This window comes from Brevundimonas naejangsanensis (assembly GCF_000635915.2).
Classification (GTDB): domain Bacteria; phylum Pseudomonadota; class Alphaproteobacteria; order Caulobacterales; family Caulobacteraceae; genus Brevundimonas; species Brevundimonas sanguinis.
In genome coordinates, this window is record NZ_CP015614.1 from 1,216,995 (window position 1) to 1,231,936 (window position 14,942).

16 protein-coding genes are annotated in these 14,942 nt (G+C 64.4%); all 16 read right to left on the reverse strand.

Annotation, left to right across the window (positions count from 1 at the left end):
* The gene (locus tag DA69_RS14340) at positions 1–1,161 is read right to left on the reverse strand and encodes a site-specific integrase (protein WP_167349643.1); all 1,161 of its coding nucleotides are present in this window, start codon (positions 1,159–1,161) and stop codon (positions 1–3) included.
* A gap of 221 nt (positions 1,162–1,382) precedes the next feature.
* Positions 1,383–2,339 (reverse strand): transcriptional regulator GcvA, encoded by a 957-nt coding sequence (gcvA, locus tag DA69_RS05765; protein WP_025977012.1) that lies wholly within the window; start codon positions 2,337–2,339, stop codon positions 1,383–1,385.
* Positions 2,339–3,340, reverse strand: a complete 1,002-nt coding sequence (locus DA69_RS05770) for a cysteine synthase A (RefSeq protein WP_025977011.1) — start codon at positions 3,338–3,340, stop codon at positions 2,339–2,341. Before DA69_RS05770 ends, gcvA begins: the two co-directional genes overlap by 1 nt.
* 66 nt (positions 3,341–3,406) lie before the next feature.
* Positions 3,407–4,813: a dihydrolipoyl dehydrogenase gene (lpdA, locus tag DA69_RS05775; protein WP_025977010.1), complete on the reverse strand. Its 1,407-nt coding sequence runs from the start codon at positions 4,811–4,813 to the stop codon at positions 3,407–3,409.
* Positions 4,814–4,815: 2 nt separating this feature from the next.
* Positions 4,816–5,295: a glutathione peroxidase gene (locus tag DA69_RS05780; protein WP_025977009.1), complete on the reverse strand. Its 480-nt coding sequence runs from the start codon at positions 5,293–5,295 to the stop codon at positions 4,816–4,818.
* Between the two features lie 15 nt (positions 5,296–5,310).
* A complete protein-coding gene (locus DA69_RS05785; RefSeq protein WP_025977008.1) occupies positions 5,311–6,579 on the reverse strand; it encodes a pyruvate dehydrogenase complex dihydrolipoamide acetyltransferase in 1,269 nt (422 codons plus the stop codon).
* Positions 6,579–6,896 carry a DUF5076 domain-containing protein gene (locus tag DA69_RS05790; RefSeq protein WP_025977007.1) on the reverse strand — a complete coding sequence of 106 codons (318 nt, stop codon included), beginning with the start codon at positions 6,894–6,896 and terminating at the stop codon, positions 6,579–6,581. The genes DA69_RS05785 and DA69_RS05790 overlap by 1 nt, the downstream gene beginning before the upstream one ends.
* Positions 6,893–8,248, reverse strand: a complete 1,356-nt coding sequence (locus tag DA69_RS05795; protein WP_025977006.1) for a pyruvate dehydrogenase complex E1 component subunit beta — start codon at positions 8,246–8,248, stop codon at positions 6,893–6,895. The genes DA69_RS05790 and DA69_RS05795 overlap by 4 nt, the downstream gene beginning before the upstream one ends.
* Positions 8,249–8,251: 3 nt before the next feature.
* Positions 8,252–9,280 (reverse strand): pyruvate dehydrogenase (acetyl-transferring) E1 component subunit alpha, encoded by a 1,029-nt coding sequence (gene pdhA / locus DA69_RS05800; RefSeq protein ID WP_025977005.1) that lies wholly within the window; start codon positions 9,278–9,280, stop codon positions 8,252–8,254.
* Positions 9,281–9,392: 112 nt separating this feature from the next.
* Complete coding sequence (locus tag DA69_RS05805; RefSeq protein WP_035302209.1) at positions 9,393–9,713, reverse strand: FtsB family cell division protein; 321 nt, start codon at positions 9,711–9,713, stop codon at positions 9,393–9,395.
* 153 nt (positions 9,714–9,866) lie between these two features.
* Positions 9,867–11,144: a phosphopyruvate hydratase gene (eno, locus tag DA69_RS05810; protein WP_025977003.1), complete on the reverse strand. Its 1,278-nt coding sequence runs from the start codon at positions 11,142–11,144 to the stop codon at positions 9,867–9,869.
* A gap of 81 nt (positions 11,145–11,225) precedes the next feature.
* Positions 11,226–11,831 (reverse strand): hypothetical protein, encoded by a 606-nt coding sequence (locus DA69_RS05815; RefSeq protein WP_025977002.1) that lies wholly within the window; start codon positions 11,829–11,831, stop codon positions 11,226–11,228.
* Positions 11,832–11,943: 112 nt separating this feature from the next.
* The gene (rpmF, locus tag DA69_RS05820; RefSeq protein ID WP_024352840.1) at positions 11,944–12,126 is read right to left on the reverse strand and encodes a 50S ribosomal protein L32; all 183 of its coding nucleotides are present in this window, start codon (positions 12,124–12,126) and stop codon (positions 11,944–11,946) included.
* 148 nt (positions 12,127–12,274) lie between these two features.
* Positions 12,275–13,396 (reverse strand): NAD(P)/FAD-dependent oxidoreductase, encoded by a 1,122-nt coding sequence (locus DA69_RS05825; protein ID WP_025977001.1) that lies wholly within the window; start codon positions 13,394–13,396, stop codon positions 12,275–12,277.
* 4 nt (positions 13,397–13,400) lie between these two features.
* Entirely contained in the window at positions 13,401–13,853 is a 453-nt protein-coding gene (locus DA69_RS05830; protein WP_025977000.1) for a type II toxin-antitoxin system RatA family toxin, read from the reverse strand.
* A 4-nt stretch (positions 13,854–13,857) separates the two neighbouring features.
* A complete protein-coding gene (lipA, locus tag DA69_RS05835) occupies positions 13,858–14,832 on the reverse strand; it encodes a lipoyl synthase (RefSeq protein WP_025976999.1) in 975 nt (324 codons plus the stop codon).
* Positions 14,833–14,942: the final 110 nt, after the last annotated feature.

The following is a 14,942-nucleotide window of genomic DNA, read 5'->3' on the forward strand; positions in this document are numbered from 1 at the left end:
CTAGCTCCACACTCCGCTTCGCAACGCTGCCAGAGTGTCATCGAAACTTTCGTTCCACATCTTCGCGTAGCGCGGCTCGAAGAATGCGCGAGCATAGTGAAATGGCATTTCTGAACCTGGAGCCCACCCCATAAAGGGACGAATCCTGCGCCCTATTTCCTCAAACTCCATCCCGCCCTCCGAAAATCGTTGATACCTGACTACAGCTGCTGTGTGTCGAAGCGAGTGGGGCGAGAGTTGGTCATTAGCTCGCGCGGCCAAGGCATTGCGCGCCTGAGCAGAAAGACTCCGTTTTATCTTCAGGAATATCTCATTGAGAGACTGCTTGGATATCGGAGCCCCTTCCTGCGAAGAGAATAGGTACCCATGCGCCGGGTCACCGCGATAATGAACGATATAGTTGTCAATCGCTGCTGTAAGTGCTCTCGACAGCGGCAGGTCGCGGCTTGCCCAATGGTTCTTCAGTTGCGGTGAACTGGATCGTCGATCTTCGTGCTCTGGCGGGCGAATACTGACCCAAAATACCTGTTCTCCCGTGCGAAAATCGAACTCATTCTGAAGGCTATCGGGTGTAAGAAGAAGCAATTCACTGCGACGCAAGCCAAGCTGGAATAGCATTAGAGCCATGGCATAATTCCGCCACCGATTTGTCTCAGTGCGAAACGGATTTCTCTCGCTGTCGGGGTTCACGATGTCAAACACATCTTCTAGGACAATGGCAGGCAAGGACTTTACTTGGATCGACGCAGTAGCTGCTTTTGGCTGGGCGCGTAGCTGCGAATAGGAGCGCTGAAGACGCTGCAGGTCCTTCGATAGATCTCGAGGATCGGCCCCGTTAATCATACTTAGGACACCGAACACGAAGCGCCTTTGGAGCGCCCAACGCTTCTCCGGCGCCGTTTGAGACTGATGACCTAACAAGGCTGAGGACAGTACGCGTTGGATAGCGTTGAGATCCGCAGCAACAAGCGCTCGATCGAGGTCGACTGGCGGATTCAGGCGTTCAGCATCATGATAGAGTTGGGATATAGCAAAGGCATGTTTTTCGCGCGTCGCGATGGCCTGGTGTGCGTTGAGAAAATCAAGCCATATCGTTGCGGCATACCGAGGTAGCCCGAGCGCATCGGTGCATACTGGACCGCGCAAGGATGCTGGGATCAAACTCATACGCCAAAACACACAACCAACCGTAGCTGTCGTAGCTTCAGCAGGATTAGACGGGAATGATCAAGGGCATACGTGTCGAATGGAGCCCGCCCAAGCCCAAGCTGCTGCGCTGTTTTGAATGGCTGCGCAGCTTGGGCTTGAGCTCATGTTGCAACGGAAATGAACTTGGTCGGCCTTCGCATAATATACCTTAGGCGATAACCGGATCCATCTCCCTACAGATCGTCCACTCCGGCCTCAGCCGCTGCGCGCACTTCATCTTTCAGCCAGGTCACGAACGTCCGTGCGGCCGCCGTAGCCCCGCTGCGTTTGATTAGGACGTGGTACGCGAAATCGGTCGTCAAGGCTCCGTCGGCGAACGGCGCAACCAGTCGGCCGGCTGCAAGGTCGTCGGCGACAAACGCATAAGGCGCCAAGGCTACGCCCTGGCCGTGAGCCGCCGCTTCGATCGCCAGGGCTGTCTGATCGAAACGCGGACCGGCCTGGACATCGATGTCGCTCAAGCCGCGCGCCTTCAACCAGGCGCCCCAGTCCGGTCGCGGCTCCTCCAGTTCGCTGGGCCTCAGGTGGATCAGCACATGTTGCGCCAGATCAGCCGCTTTTCGCAGCGGCCTTGAGCCCGCCATCAGGCTGGGCGCGCAAACCGGCGTTACGTCGGCGTTCAGCAGATATTCGGATCGCACGCCTGAATAGTCGCCCCGACCATAGCGCACCGCGACATCGACCCGGCCGCCGCTGAAGTCAGCCAGCCGCATGTCGGCCGACATCCAGACCTCGATCTCGGGATGGGCTGCCGAGAAGCGCGCAATGCGCGGCGCCAGCCATTTGGCGGCGAACGACGGCGGCACGCTAATCGACAAGGCGTGGCGACGCTCTGGACGATAGAGCAGGTCCCCTGCCCGTTTCAGATAGTCGAAGCCGTCACGCAGCAGGGGATAGAGCTCGGCGCCCAGCTCAGTCAGGGCGATCTGACGGCCCTCGCGGTGAAACAGAGGCGCTCCGGCGTGTTCCTCGAGGATGCGGATCTGCTGGCTGACGGCGCCGGGCGTGACGGACAGCTCCTCAGCCGCGCGCGTGATGTTCAGGCGTCTGGCCGCCGCCTCGAACGCCTTGAGCGCATTCAGCGGCGGGATGCGGCTCTCCTGCGCGGATGGGGTCTTGCGGCGCGTCATCAGCTCATCCACTGGGGCGTAGGCAGGTTTCGAGCGGCCAGGAAGGCCGGGTCATAGATCTTGCTGCCGTAGCGCTGGCCAGAGTCGCACAGCACCGTCACGATGGTGCGGCCTGGACCGAGATCGCGGGCCAGTCGGATGGCGCCGGCGATGTTGACGCCGCTGGACGGGCCAAGCGACAGGCCTTCTTCTCTTACCAGGTCGAACAGGATTGGCAGGAATTCGGCGTCCTCGATCCGATAGGCATGGTCGACTGACAGGCCCTGCAGATTGCCCGTGATACGGTTGACGCCGATGCCCTCGGCGATGGAGGTCCCCTCGCCTTTCAACACGCCATCGGTGAACCAGCTGTAGAGCGAGGCGCCCGGCACGTCGGCCAGACCGATGCGCACATCAGCCTTGCGTTCGCGCAGATAGGCGGCCGTGCCCGCAAGGGTTCCGCCCGACCCGACGGCGCAGATGAAGGCGTCGACGCGGCCGTCGGTCTGTTTCCAAATCTCCGGGCCGGTGGCCTCATAGTGGGCCAGGCGGTTGGCCTGATTGTCGAACTGGTCGGCGTAGAAGGCGCCGTTCGGTTCGCTTTCGTTCAGTTCTTCTGCAAGACGCCGTGAAAAATGGACGAAGTGGTTGGGGCTGGCGAAGGGCGCCGGATCGACCTCGATCAGGCGCGCGCCATGAAGGCGGACGGCGCGCTTCTTTTCTTCGGTCTGGGTGCGGGGCATGACGATGACGACGGGGTGGCCCAGGGCCGCGCCAACCAGCCCCAGGCCCACGCCCGTGTTGCCGGCCGTGCCTTCGACAATTGTCCCGCCGGGCCTGAGAGCGCCAGACGCCCGCGCGGCCCGGATGATGCTGAGCGCGGCGCGATCCTTGATCGAGCCCCCGACGTTCAGAAACTCGGCCTTGCCCAGAATTTCACAGCCCGTCGCCTCCGAGGCGCGCTTGAGGCGCACCAGAGGCGTGTTGCCGATCAGGCCGAGGACGTCAGGCGCGACAATCATGGAAAATCCGAACCGTGGCGAGGAGCGACCCTCTTAGCCACAGTTCAGATTTTCTAACAACCGGCCTTAGATGTGGATGACGCGTCCATAGGCGTCGAGCGCGGCCTCGTGCATGGCCTCGGACATGGTCGGGTGCGGATAGACGATGCCGTGGATGTCTTCCTCGGTGGCTTCCATCGTGATGGCGGTGACGTAGCCCTGGATCATCTCGGTGACGTCAGCGCCGATCATGTGGGCGCCGATCAGGGCGCCGGTCTTGGCGTCGAAGATGACCTTGACGAAGCCTTCGGTTTCGCCCGCCGCGATGGCCTTGCCGTTCACCTTGAAGGGGAAGCGGCCGATCTTGACCTCGCGCTTCTCGGCGCGAGCTCCCTGCTCCGTCACGCCCACCGAGGCGACCTGCGGCTGGGCGTAGGTGCAGCCGGCGATGGGCGAGTTGACGTTCGGCGTCTTGTAGCCGGCGATGTGTTCGGCGGCGTGAATGCCTTCGTGCGAGGCCTTGTGCGCCAGCCAGGGCGCGCCGGCGCAGTCGCCGATGGCGTACAGGCCCTTCACATTGGTCTGGCAGTGGCTGTCGGTCTTGATATGGCCGCGGTCCAGTTCGACGCCCAGCGCCTCAAGGCCGATGCCGTCGGTGTTGGCGGTGATGCCGACGGCCGAGATGCAGACCTCGGCTTCCAGGCTTTCGACCTTGCCGTTGACTTCAAGATCGACCTTCACACCCTTGGAATCCTTGGAGACCTTCGTCACCTTGGCGCCGAGCTTGAACTTGATGCCGCGCCTTTCGAAGCCCTTCTGAGCGGCCTTGGAGACCTCCTCATCTTCGACCGGCATGATGCGGTCGACGGCTTCAATGACCGTCACCTCGGCGCCCAGGGCGCGATAGAAGCTGGCGAACTCGATGCCGATGGCGCCGGAACCGATGACCACGAAGGTCTTGGGCAGTTTCTTCGGCGCCAGGGCGTCGCGATAGGCCCATATCTTGTCGCCGTCGGCCTCAAGCCCGATCTGCGGCAGGGCGCGGGCGCGGGCGCCGACGGCCAGCACGACCGCCTTGGCTTCGATGGCGCGCGAGCCGCCGGCCTTCAGAGCCACGACGACCTTCGGCGCTGCGGCGCCTTTCTCGAGCTTGGCCTCGCCCTCGATGACCTCGATCTTGTTCTTCTTCATCAGGAAGCCGACGCCCTGATTCAGTTGCTTGGCCACGCCGCGCGAACGCTGGATGATGGCGTCGAAGTCGAAGGACGCGCCCGAGGCGGACAGGCCGTAGTCCTTCAGGTGCGACAGGCTCTCGTACTTCTCGGCCGACTTCAGCAGGGCCTTGGTCGGGATGCAGCCCCAGTTCAGGCAAATGCCGCCGAGGTTCTCGCGCTCGACGATGGCGACCTTCTGGCCCAGTTGGCTGGCGCGGATGGCCGCGACGTAACCGCCGGGGCCCGAGCCGATGACGACGAGATCAAATTCAGCAGCCATGATCAGATCAACTTTTCGATGTCGGCCTTGATGGCCTCAGGTTCAGTCTGGGGCGAATAGCGCGCGACGACGCGGCCTTCGCGGTCGGTCAGGAACTTGGTGAAGTTCCACTTGATGGCGCGCGAGCCGAGGAAGCCCCTCTTCTGCGCCGTCAGCCAGGCGTAGAGGGGGTGGCGTTCAGGCCCGTTGACCTCGACCTTGTCGAACAAGGGGAAGGTCACGTCGAAGCTGCTGGCGCAGAAGGCGGCGATTTCCGCCGCCCCGCCCGGCTCCTGCTGGCCGAACTGGTTGCAGGGAAAGCCCAGGACTTCGAACGGCGCGTCAATCAGATCGCGATGCAGCTTCTCCAGCCCGGCGTATTGGCCGGTGAAGCCGCATTTCGACGCCGTATTCACGATCAGCAACGCCTGACCGCGAAAGCGATCTAGCGACACGTCCGCGCCATCGATGGCCCGGGCGGAGAAGTCATAGACCGAGGTCATGACCTCTCGGCTCCCTTACGCCAGCATCGCCACGGGATCTTCGATCAGCGGCTTGAACACCTGCAGGAAGCGAGCGCCCGTCGCGCCGTCGACCACGCGGTGATCGCAGGTCAGGGTGACGGTCATGACCGTGGCCACGGCCAGTTGACCGTCCTTGACGACCGGGCGTTGTTCGCCGGCGCCCACGCTCATAATGCAGCCCTGCGGCTCATTGATGATCGAGGTGAACTGCTTGATGCCGAACATGCCCAGGTTGGACACCGAGAAAGTGCCGCCCTGGAACTCTTCCGGCTTCAGCTTGCGCTCACGCGCGCGCTTGGCCAGGTCCTTGGACTCGGTCGCGATCTGCGCAAGGCCCTTGGTCTCGGCCTTCTTGATGATCGGGGTGATCAGGCCGCCGTCGATCGCCACCGCCATGGAGACGTCGGCGTTGTGGTGCATGGCGATGCCTTCGGGGGTGTAGGAGGCGTTGGCCTCCGGCACCATCTTCAGCGCCAGAGCGGCCGCCTTGATGACGAAGTCGTTGACGGAGACCTTGATCCCCTGCGGCTCCAGCATCTTGTTGACCTTGGCGCGAACGGCCATCAGCTGGTCGATCTCGACGTCGATGAACAGCGGGAAGTGCGGCACGTTCTGAACGCTGTCCACCATGCGGCGGGCGACGGCCTTCTTCATGCCGTCCAGCGGGATCAGGTCGTAGGTTCCGTCCGCGATGCCCATCTGAGCCAACGACAGAGCCTTGCGCGGTTCAGCGGAGGTCGCGGGCGCAGCAGCGGCGGCCGGTTGAGCGCCGCCCTTGCCTGCGGCCTCCACGTCGCGCTTGACGATGCGGCCGTGCGGGCCGGTGCCCTTGACGGTCTTCAGGTCCAGACCGGCCTGGGCGGCCAGACGGCGCGCCAGCGGCGAGGCGAAGATGCGTCCGCCGTCGTCAGACTTCGGCGCGGCCGGAGCGGGCGCGGTCTCAGCCTTGGGAGCCTCCGCCTTCGGCGCTTCAGCCTTGGGGGCCTCTGCCGGAGCATCAGCCTTCTTGGGCGCAGGCGCCACGTCGTCGCCGGACAGGCGGGCGATCGGCGTGTTGACCTTCACGCCCTCGGCGCCTTCCGGCACCAGGATTTCGAGCACTTCGCCTTCATCGACGGCTTCGACTTCCATCGTCGCCTTGTCGGTCTCGATCTCGGCGATCACGTCGCCGGCCGAGACGGTGTCGCCGACCTTGACGTGCCACTTGGCCAGCACGCCCTCTTCCATCGTCGGGGACAGGGCGGGCATCAGGATATCGGTCATCAGGCGTTCCCCGCTTGCGGTGAAACCGGCTCGGCGACGGTGCGGACGTTATCGGCCTTGATCACGTCGCTGAGCCCTTGAAGGATGCGGTCATAGGCGGCCTTCTCATTGTGGCCGTGACGCACGGCGTAGCCATGCGCCATGTGCCGCGCGGCGTAAGCCAGCAGTTCCCCGAACTTGATGGGGTCGGCGAAGGCGGGCTTCACCGACATCACCGGCTCGTTGTTCGACCACCACATGCGCAGCAGCTCGACCGCATCGGCGTCAGCAGCGACGCTGTCCGGCACGGCCAGTTCGAACTCTGCGGCCTCCGTCACGCCATCACCTTCTTCACGGCGGCGACGATCTTGTCGACGCCCGGCAGAGACAGGGCTTCCAGATTGGCGGCGTAGGGCAGCGGCACGTCTTCCTGGTGCACGCGTAGCGGCGGGGCGTCCAGGTAGTCGAAGGCGTGCTCGATCACGCGGGCGACCACTTCGGCGCCGACGCCCATCGGACCCCAGCCCTCTTCGGCCGAGACCAGGCGGTTGGTCTTCTTGACGCTCTCGACGATGGTCTCGTGGTCCAGCGGACGCAGGGTGCGAATGTCGACGACCTCGACCGAAATGCCCTCGCCGGCCAGTTGTTCGGCGGCCTGCAGGGCGAATCCGACCATGCGGCTGTGGGCCGTGATGGTGACGTCCGTACCTTCGCGGCGAACCTTGGCCTTGCCGATCGGCACGATGTAGTCCTCGACGTCCGGGACGTCGAACTCGTGGCCGTACATCATCTCGTGTTCGAGGAAGACGATCGGGTTCGGGTCGCGGATCGCCGCCTTCAGCAGGCCCTTGGCGTCGGCTGCGTCATAGGGCGCCACGACCTTCAGGCCCGGAATTTGAGCGTACCAGGCGGAATAGTCCTGGCTGTGCTGAGCCGCCACGCGCGAAGCGGCGCCGTTCGGGCCGCGGAACACGATGGGGCAGCCCATCTGGCCGCCCGACATGTACAGCGTCTTGGCCGCCGAGTTGATGATGTGGTCGATCGCCTGCATGGCGAAGTTCCAGGTCATGAACTCCACGATCGGCTTCAGGCCCGCGAAGGCGGCGCCGACGCCCAGGCCGGCGAAGCCGTGCTCGGTGATCGGGGTATCCACCACGCGGCGGTCGCCGAATTCCTGCAGCAGGTCGCGGCTGACCTTATAAGCCCCCTGATACTGGGCGACTTCCTCGCCCATCAGGAAGACGTTCTCGTCGCGGCGCATCTCTTCGGCCATGGCGTCGCGCAGGGCGTCGCGGATGGTCGTCTTCACCAGCTTGGCGTCCGCCGGAATTTCCGGGTCACGCAGTTCGACCTTGGGCTTCGCCGGGGCGTCGGCAGGCGCGCCTTCAGCCTTGACCTGGGGGGCGGCGGCCGCAGCAGCCTCGGCCTTGGGCGCGGGCGCAGCAGCGCCGTCTTCGCCCGCCAGGCGCGCAATCGGCGTATTGACCTTCACGCCCTCGGAGCCTTCCGGCACCAGGATTTCCAGCACTTCGCCCTCATCGACGGCTTCGACTTCCATCGTCGCCTTGTCGGTTTCGATCTCGGCGATCACCTGACCGGCCGACACGACGTCGCCAGCCTTGATGTGCCACTTGGTCAGCGTGCCCTCTTCCATCGTGGGGGACAGCGCCGGCATCAGAATGTCCGTCACGTATCAGGCCTCCACGTAGACGTCGGTGTAGAGCTCGGACGGATCCGGCTCAGGGCTTTCTTGAGCGAACTGCACAGCTTCAGCCACGATGGCCTTCACTTCGTTGTCGATCGCTTTCAGCTCTTCCTCGGTCGCCTTGGCGGCGGCGAGCAGCATCTTGATGTGGTCGATCGGGTCGCGGGTCTTCTTGACCTCGTCCACCTCTTCCTTGGTCCGGTATTTCGCGGGGTCGGACATCGAGTGGCCGCGATAGCGGTAGGTCTTCACTTCAAGGATATAGGGGCCTTCGCCGGCGCGGGCGCGGGCGACGGCGCGGGCGGCGGCGTCGCGCACGGCCAGCACGTCCATGCCGTCGACCTGTTCGCCCGGGATGCCGAAGCTGGCGCCGCGCTGGTACAGCTCGGTCGTCGAGGACGAGCGCTCGATGCTCGTGCCCATGGCGTACTGGTTGTTCTCGATGATGTAGATGGCCGGCAGCTTCCACAGCTGGGCCATGTTGAAGCTCTCGTACACCTGGCCCTGGTTGGCCGCGCCGTCGCCGAAATAGACGAAGCTGACCGAGTCGTCGCCGCGATACTTGCCCGCGAAAGCCAGGCCGGTGCCCAGCGCCACCTGAGCACCGACGATGCCGTGGCCGCCGTAGAATCCGGTCGGCACGTCGAACATGTGCATCGACCCGCCCTTGCCGCGCGCCGAGCCGCCGATACGGCCGGTCAGCTCGGCCATGACCTCATTGGGATCCATGCCCGCGGCCAGCATATGGCCGTGGTCGCGATAGCCGGTGATGATCTTGTCGTAGCCCTGCTTGACGCTCTCTTGAACGCCGACGGCCACGGCTTCCTGGCCGATGTACAGGTGGCAGAAGCCCCCGATCAGGCCCATGCCGTACAGCTGGCCCGCGCGCTCTTCGAAGCGTCGGATCAGGACCATCTCGCGATAGAAACGCAGCAGGTCTTCCTTGGAAGCCTGAGGCGTATTCGGAATCTTGTCGCCCGCGCTGGGCGAGTTTTTCTGAGCGGCGGCTTTCGCCATCCGGCATCTCCCGGCTTACACCCCTGTATCAGGGACTCTTATCGTTACGGAAAGGGGCTTTAGCAGCCTTCGTTCCCGAAACCAAAGCAGCCGGCTACGCTGTAACAATAGTTCAGGAGGCGCGCGTCGCCTCAGAGGCGCGTCCTGCGGGGCCGTTCAGCCGCACGACATAGTCGCGCGGGTCAGCGAAGCCGATGACCGCCCTCGCCCGCTCTTCCAGCAAGTCCCTGGAAAGGCTCTCGGTGCGCAGATACCGGACACGCACCTCCAGATCCTGACGCTGCTCATTCAGGCGGGCCAGCTGAGCCTGGCGCTTGGCCAATAGGGCGTCGCGCTCCGAACCGCTTAGCAGGCCGCGCTCACCCGTCAGGGCCTGCACGCCCAGATAGGCGATCAGCAGCAGCAACAGCACGGTCGGCAGGTATGGCTTCATCTGCTCGGGCACAACGGACGCTCCTTCTGAGCGCGCATAAACACGGTGACCTATCAGTGACCGAAAATGCCTAACGAACCGTAGCTTGGCCGTAATTGCGAACGCCGCCCCCGAGGTTCGAAGGCGGCGCCCGGCGCATCGTCGTGATGAGACTTATTTCAGCAGCATGCCGTCGCCGAAATAGGCGGCCTGGTCGCCCAGCATCTCTTCGATGCGCAGCAGCTGGTTGTATTTCGCGGTCCGGTCCGAACGGGCCAGCGAGCCGGTCTTGATCTGACCGCAGTTGGTGGCCACGGCCAGGTCGGCGATGGTGGAGTCCTCGGTCTCGCCCGAACGGTGCGACATGACGGCGGTGTAGCCTGCGCGGTGCGCCATATCGACGGCGTCCAGCGTTTCGGACAGGGTGCCGATCTGGTTCACCTTGATCAGGATGGAGTTGGCCAGGCCTTCGCCGATGCCGGCGGCCAGACGGCGCGGGTTGGTCACGAACAGGTCGTCGCCGACCAGTTGCACCCGGTCGCCCAGACGGTCCGTCAGCAGCTTCCAGCCGTCGAAGTCGTCTTCGGCGCAGCCGTCCTCGATCGAGACGATCGGGAAGCGCTCGACCAGGTCGGCCAGGTAGTTGACCATGCCCTCGGCGTCGAAGGATTTGCCTTCGCCCGTCAGCTCATACTTGCCGTTCTTGAAGAACTCGGTCGAGGCGACGTCGAGCGCCAGGTGGAAGTCCTCGCCCGCCAGATAGCCGGCCGCCTGACCCGCCTTGGTAATGAAGGTCAGGGCTTCGTCGGCCGAAGCCAGGTTCGGGGCGAAACCGCCCTCGTCGCCGACGTTGGTGTTGTGACCGGCATCCTTCAGCGCCTTCTTCAGCGCGTGGAAGATTTCGGCGCCCATGCGCAGGCCTTCCGAGAAGCTCTCGGCGCCGGTTGGCATGATCATGAATTCCTGAATATCGATCGGGTTGTCGGCGTGGGCGCCGCCGTTGATGATGTTCATCATCGGCGTCGGCAGGATGCGGGCCGAGACGCCGCCGATGTAGCGGTGCAGGGGCAGGCCGGCCGAAATGGCGCTGGCCTTGGCCACGGCCAGCGAGACGCCCAACATGGCGTTGGCGCCCAGGCGCGACTTGTTCTCGGTGCCGTCCAGTTCGATCAGGGCATCGTCGATGCGGCGCTGGTCCTCGGCGTCCATGCCGGACAGGGCGTCGAAGATTTCGCCGTTGACGGCGTCGACTGCCTTCTCGACGCCCTTGCCGCCCCAGACCTCCATGTCGCCGTCGCGCAGCTCAACGGCTTCATGCGCGCCCGTCGAAGCGCCCGACGGCACCGCCGCGCGGCCGAAGCTGCCGTCTTCCAGCATCACATCCACTTCAACCGTCGGATTGCCCCGGCTGTCGAGGATCTGGCGGGCGACGATGTCGACGATGTCGGTCATGAAAGACACTCTGTAGTGAATGGTGGGAGTTGTTCGAGGCGTTTAGCCCGACCGTGCGGAATCTCCAACCGCCGCCCGCGATCAGGAACATCCCTCGACATACTGAATGCTGGGCCCGCCCGCGTGAATGAAGGCGACCTTGCCGTCCTGGCCGATCACGAAACGCAGGCCGCGGGCAGCGGGGTCCATGACGTGGGTGTTCAACAGATCGTTTGTGCCCGGCCAGATGGTGACATAGGCGGCCGGCGCATCCTGATACTTGTGAGGCGTCGCTTCGGCGGCGGCGCCGTAGAGAGCCTTCACCTGCTCGCCGTCAGAGCCGACGCCGATCCCGGTCTCGGTCTTCACATCCGATCCTTTGATGGCGGTCAGGCGCGTCAGGACGCCCTGCTCCAGCATGACCAGAACGCCCTTGGGGCCGCGCGGCGGCTGATACTGACGGCATTCCGAAGGCTCGGCGTCGGCGGCGTTTGCGGGAGGCGGGCCGACGGCGGCGTCCACCTCAGCCTGGGTCATGCCGATTCGGAGCGGCCCATACCCTTGAGGCGTCAGAACATCCGCAGCAGCCGTCGGGGCCGCTGGAACAGAAATAGGGGATTCGGCTTCAGGCGTTTTGGCGGTTTCCGGAGCGTTGCAGGCGGCCAAGGCCAACAGGGCGACGGAACTGAGGACGGCGTTACGGATCATGAATGGCGCTCTTGTCTGGGACACGCCGGCCATAACGCACGAAAACGGCGCGCGATGTCATCGCGCGCCGCCAAAACTTTCGCCCGGCCGAAGCCGGTCAGACCCGAAAGACTTAGTCTTCCTGCTGGGTCAGGACCTGACGGCCTTTGTACATGCCGGTCTTCAGGTCGATGTGGTGCGGACGACGCAGTTCGCCGGTGTCCTTGTCTTCGACATAGGTGTTGGCGCCCAGGGCGTCATGAGCGCGACGCATGTTGCGACGCGAGGGGGAAGTTTTGCGCTTCGGAACGGCCATGTCCGTCTCAATCTCTAAGTCGGTGCGCCGGTAAAGACGCGAAAACAACAGCGGCGGCCCCCCGATAAGAGCCGCCACGCGAGGCCGGGCTTATGCATGAAGACGCAGCCGATTTCAAGACCCTCGGAACCGTCAGTTCCAATGGCCGTCAAACCCTTGCCGTCAGGCTTTGCGCCACGGCCTCGCCGATGGCCAGCGAGCTGGTCAGACCGGGGCTTTCGATGCCGAAAAGCGCCATCAGCCCATCGATTCCGTGATTCGTTGCGCCGTGAAGCTGAAAGTCAGGCTGTGGCTCGCCCGGCCCGTGCAGCTTGGGCCGGATGCCGGCGTAGTCGGGCGTCAGCCGCTCGACTGTCACGCCCGGCCAGAACCGGCGGATGTAGCGGGCGAACTCCTCCGCCTTGGCTGGATCGACGGAATAGTCCTCAGTCTGGACATAGGCCAGATCAGGGCCGAACACGCCCTGCCCGCCCAGATCCTTGCGGTAATGGGTGCCCAGCGCGCCGGGAATGGGAGGCGGATAGATTAGGCGATTGAACGGCGCCGCGCCGGTCAGGCGGAAGTAGATTCCCTTGCCCAGATGACGCGCGGGAACATCCGTGGCCGGATAGCCCTCGATTCGGGCAGCGACATCCTGAGCCGACAGGCCGGGCGCAGTGACCAGAAGACGACTGGTCAGGGTCATCGCCCCCTCCCCGCCCACACGAACTGAAAAGCCGCCGGCCGGCAGGCTTTCGGCGCCCTCGAACGGCGCCGAGACGACGACCGAGCCGCCCGCGTCCTCGATCTCGCCCTGAAGGGCCAGCATGTAGCCGTGGCTGTCGAACACCCCGCTCTCGGGCGACAGGATGGCGGCGTGGGCGTTCAGTTCCGGCTCCAGCGCCCGCGCCTGCGCGCCGGTCAGGTGCTCCAGGTTCTCGACGCCATTGGTCACGGCCTGCTGGAAGATGGCCTCGATGCGTTCGACCTCGGCTTCCTCGGTCGCCACGACCAGCTTGCCGCACTTCCAGTGATCGACCTTGCGACTCTCCAGGAAGTCATAGAGGGCGCGCCGCCCTTCGACGCAAAACTTCGCCTTCAGCGACCCGGTCGGGTAGTACAGCCCGCCGTGGATCACCTCGGAATTGCGCGAGGAGACGCCCTGGCCGATGTGCGACTCTTTCTCCAGCACCAGCACCGTCAGGCCGCGCCGCGACAGCGCCCGCCCGCAGGCCAGCCCCACAGCACCCGCGCCCACGACCGTCGCATCGAAGTCGAAAGGCGCGCCCATGGTCCTACCTCTTGCCGTAGAGGGCCTTGGCGCGGCCCTCGAAACACTGGATCAGCTTGTCGACCGCCCGGTCGAAGTTCGCCTGAAGCATCATGTCCAGCATGCGCGACTTGAAGGCGAAGTCGATAAAGAATTCCAGTCGCGTCCCCTGGGGGTGCGGATGGAACTCCCAGCGGTTCTTCAGGTGTTTGAACGGGCCACGGATCAGGCCGACCTCGACCTTGGGCGCATGGACGTCATGGCGGACCCACGTCGAGAACTTCTCGGTCAGGAAGGCGAAGCCGACGCCGGCCTCGGCGTCCAGCAGATGCAGGCCCGGCGCCTCGTCGCGCACGTTCCAGACGCGCATGGAGGTGATCCACGGCACGAAGTCGGGGTAGGCGCGCACGTCCGCCACCAGGGCGGCGAGCTGTTCCGGGGCATAGGGCAGAATGCGCGTTACGCGATGGACGGCCAAAGGATCAGCGGCCGTTCCGGGACGACAGCTGAGCCTCGCGCGCCGCCTTCAACCGGGCGAAGTCGTCGCCCGCGTGGTGCGACGAGCGCGTCAGCGGCGAGGACGACACCATCAGGAAGCCCTTGGCCCGCGCGATCGCCTCATAGGCCTTGAATTCTTCGGGCGTGACGAAGCGGTCGATCGGGGCGTGCTTGCGCGTCGGCTGCAGGTACTGGCCGATAGTGATGAAGTCGACGCCGGCGGACCGCATGTCGTCCATCACCTGCATGACCTCTTCCTTGGTCTCGCCCAGACCGACCATGATGCCCGACTTGGTGAACTGGTTCGGGTCGCGCTCCTTGACCATCTGCAGCAGGCGCAGCGAGTGGAAGTAGCGGGCGCCCGGCCGGATCTTCAGATACAGGCGCGGAACCGTTTCAAGGTTGTGGTTGAAGACGTCGGGCGTGGCGTCGATCATCACCTCGGCCGCGCCGTCCTTGCGCAGGAAGTCGGGCGTCAGGATCTCGACCGTGGTGTTCGGCGCCTGCAGGCGGATCTGGCGCACCACTTCGGCGAAGTGGGCGGCGCCGCCGTCCGACACGTCATCGCGGTCCACCGAGGTGATGACGACGTGGTTCAGGCCCATCTGGGCCACGGCCAGGCCAACCTTGGAGGGCTCTTCCGGGTCCAGCGGTTGCGGCAGGCCGGTCTTGACGTTGCAGAAGGCGCAGGCCCGCGTGCAGGTGTCGCCCATGATCATCAGGGTGGCGTGCTTCTGGCTCCAGCACTCGCCGATGTTCGGGCAGGCGGCCTCTTCACAGACCGTCACCAGCCCCTTGGAGCGAACGATCTCCTTGGTGGCGTTATACTGGCCCGAGCCGGGCGCCTTCACGCGCAGCCAGTCCGGCTTTTTCAGCACGACCGAATCCGGCCGGTTCTGCTTTTCCGGGTGACGAAGCTCGGACGGCTTCTTCTGCAAGGTGTCGATCAGCGTGACCATTGTCGGTGGTCTGAATCCTGTTTTCGAGGGCGGCCGGATTTCCGATGCTATGTCGGCTTTCCGTAGTGCAAACGCAAGGCACACTGCGTTTCAGTCCGACGCTGGAACAG

Coding starts and splice junctions, on each gene's coding strand:
- eno (WP_025977003.1), bottom strand. CDS start 11,144: ATGACCGACATCGTCGACATCGTCGCCCGCCAGATCCTCGACAGCCGG.
- pdhA (WP_025977005.1), bottom strand. CDS start 9,280: ATGGCGAAAGCCGCCGCTCAGAAAAACTCGCCCAGCGCGGGCGACAAG.
- lpdA (WP_025977010.1), bottom strand. CDS start 4,813: ATGGCTGCTGAATTTGATCTCGTCGTCATCGGCTCGGGCCCCGGCGGT.
- rpmF (WP_024352840.1), bottom strand. CDS start 12,126: ATGGCCGTTCCGAAGCGCAAAACTTCCCCCTCGCGTCGCAACATGCGT.
- DA69_RS05825 (WP_025977001.1), bottom strand. CDS start 13,396: ATGGGCGCGCCTTTCGACTTCGATGCGACGGTCGTGGGCGCGGGTGCT.
- gcvA (WP_025977012.1), bottom strand. CDS start 2,339: ATGACGCGCCGCAAGACCCCATCCGCGCAGGAGAGCCGCATCCCGCCG.
- DA69_RS05785 (WP_025977008.1), bottom strand. CDS start 6,579: ATGACCGATATCCTGATGCCCGCCCTGTCCCCGACGATGGAAGAGGGC.
- DA69_RS05815 (WP_025977002.1), bottom strand. CDS start 11,831: ATGATCCGTAACGCCGTCCTCAGTTCCGTCGCCCTGTTGGCCTTGGCC.
- DA69_RS05770 (WP_025977011.1), bottom strand. CDS start 3,340: ATGATTGTCGCGCCTGACGTCCTCGGCCTGATCGGCAACACGCCTCTG.
- DA69_RS05805 (WP_035302209.1), bottom strand. CDS start 9,713: ATGAAGCCATACCTGCCGACCGTGCTGTTGCTGCTGCTGATCGCCTAT.
- lipA (WP_025976999.1), bottom strand. CDS start 14,832: ATGGTCACGCTGATCGACACCTTGCAGAAGAAGCCGTCCGAGCTTCGT.
- DA69_RS05780 (WP_025977009.1), bottom strand. CDS start 5,295: ATGACCTCGGTCTATGACTTCTCCGCCCGGGCCATCGATGGCGCGGAC.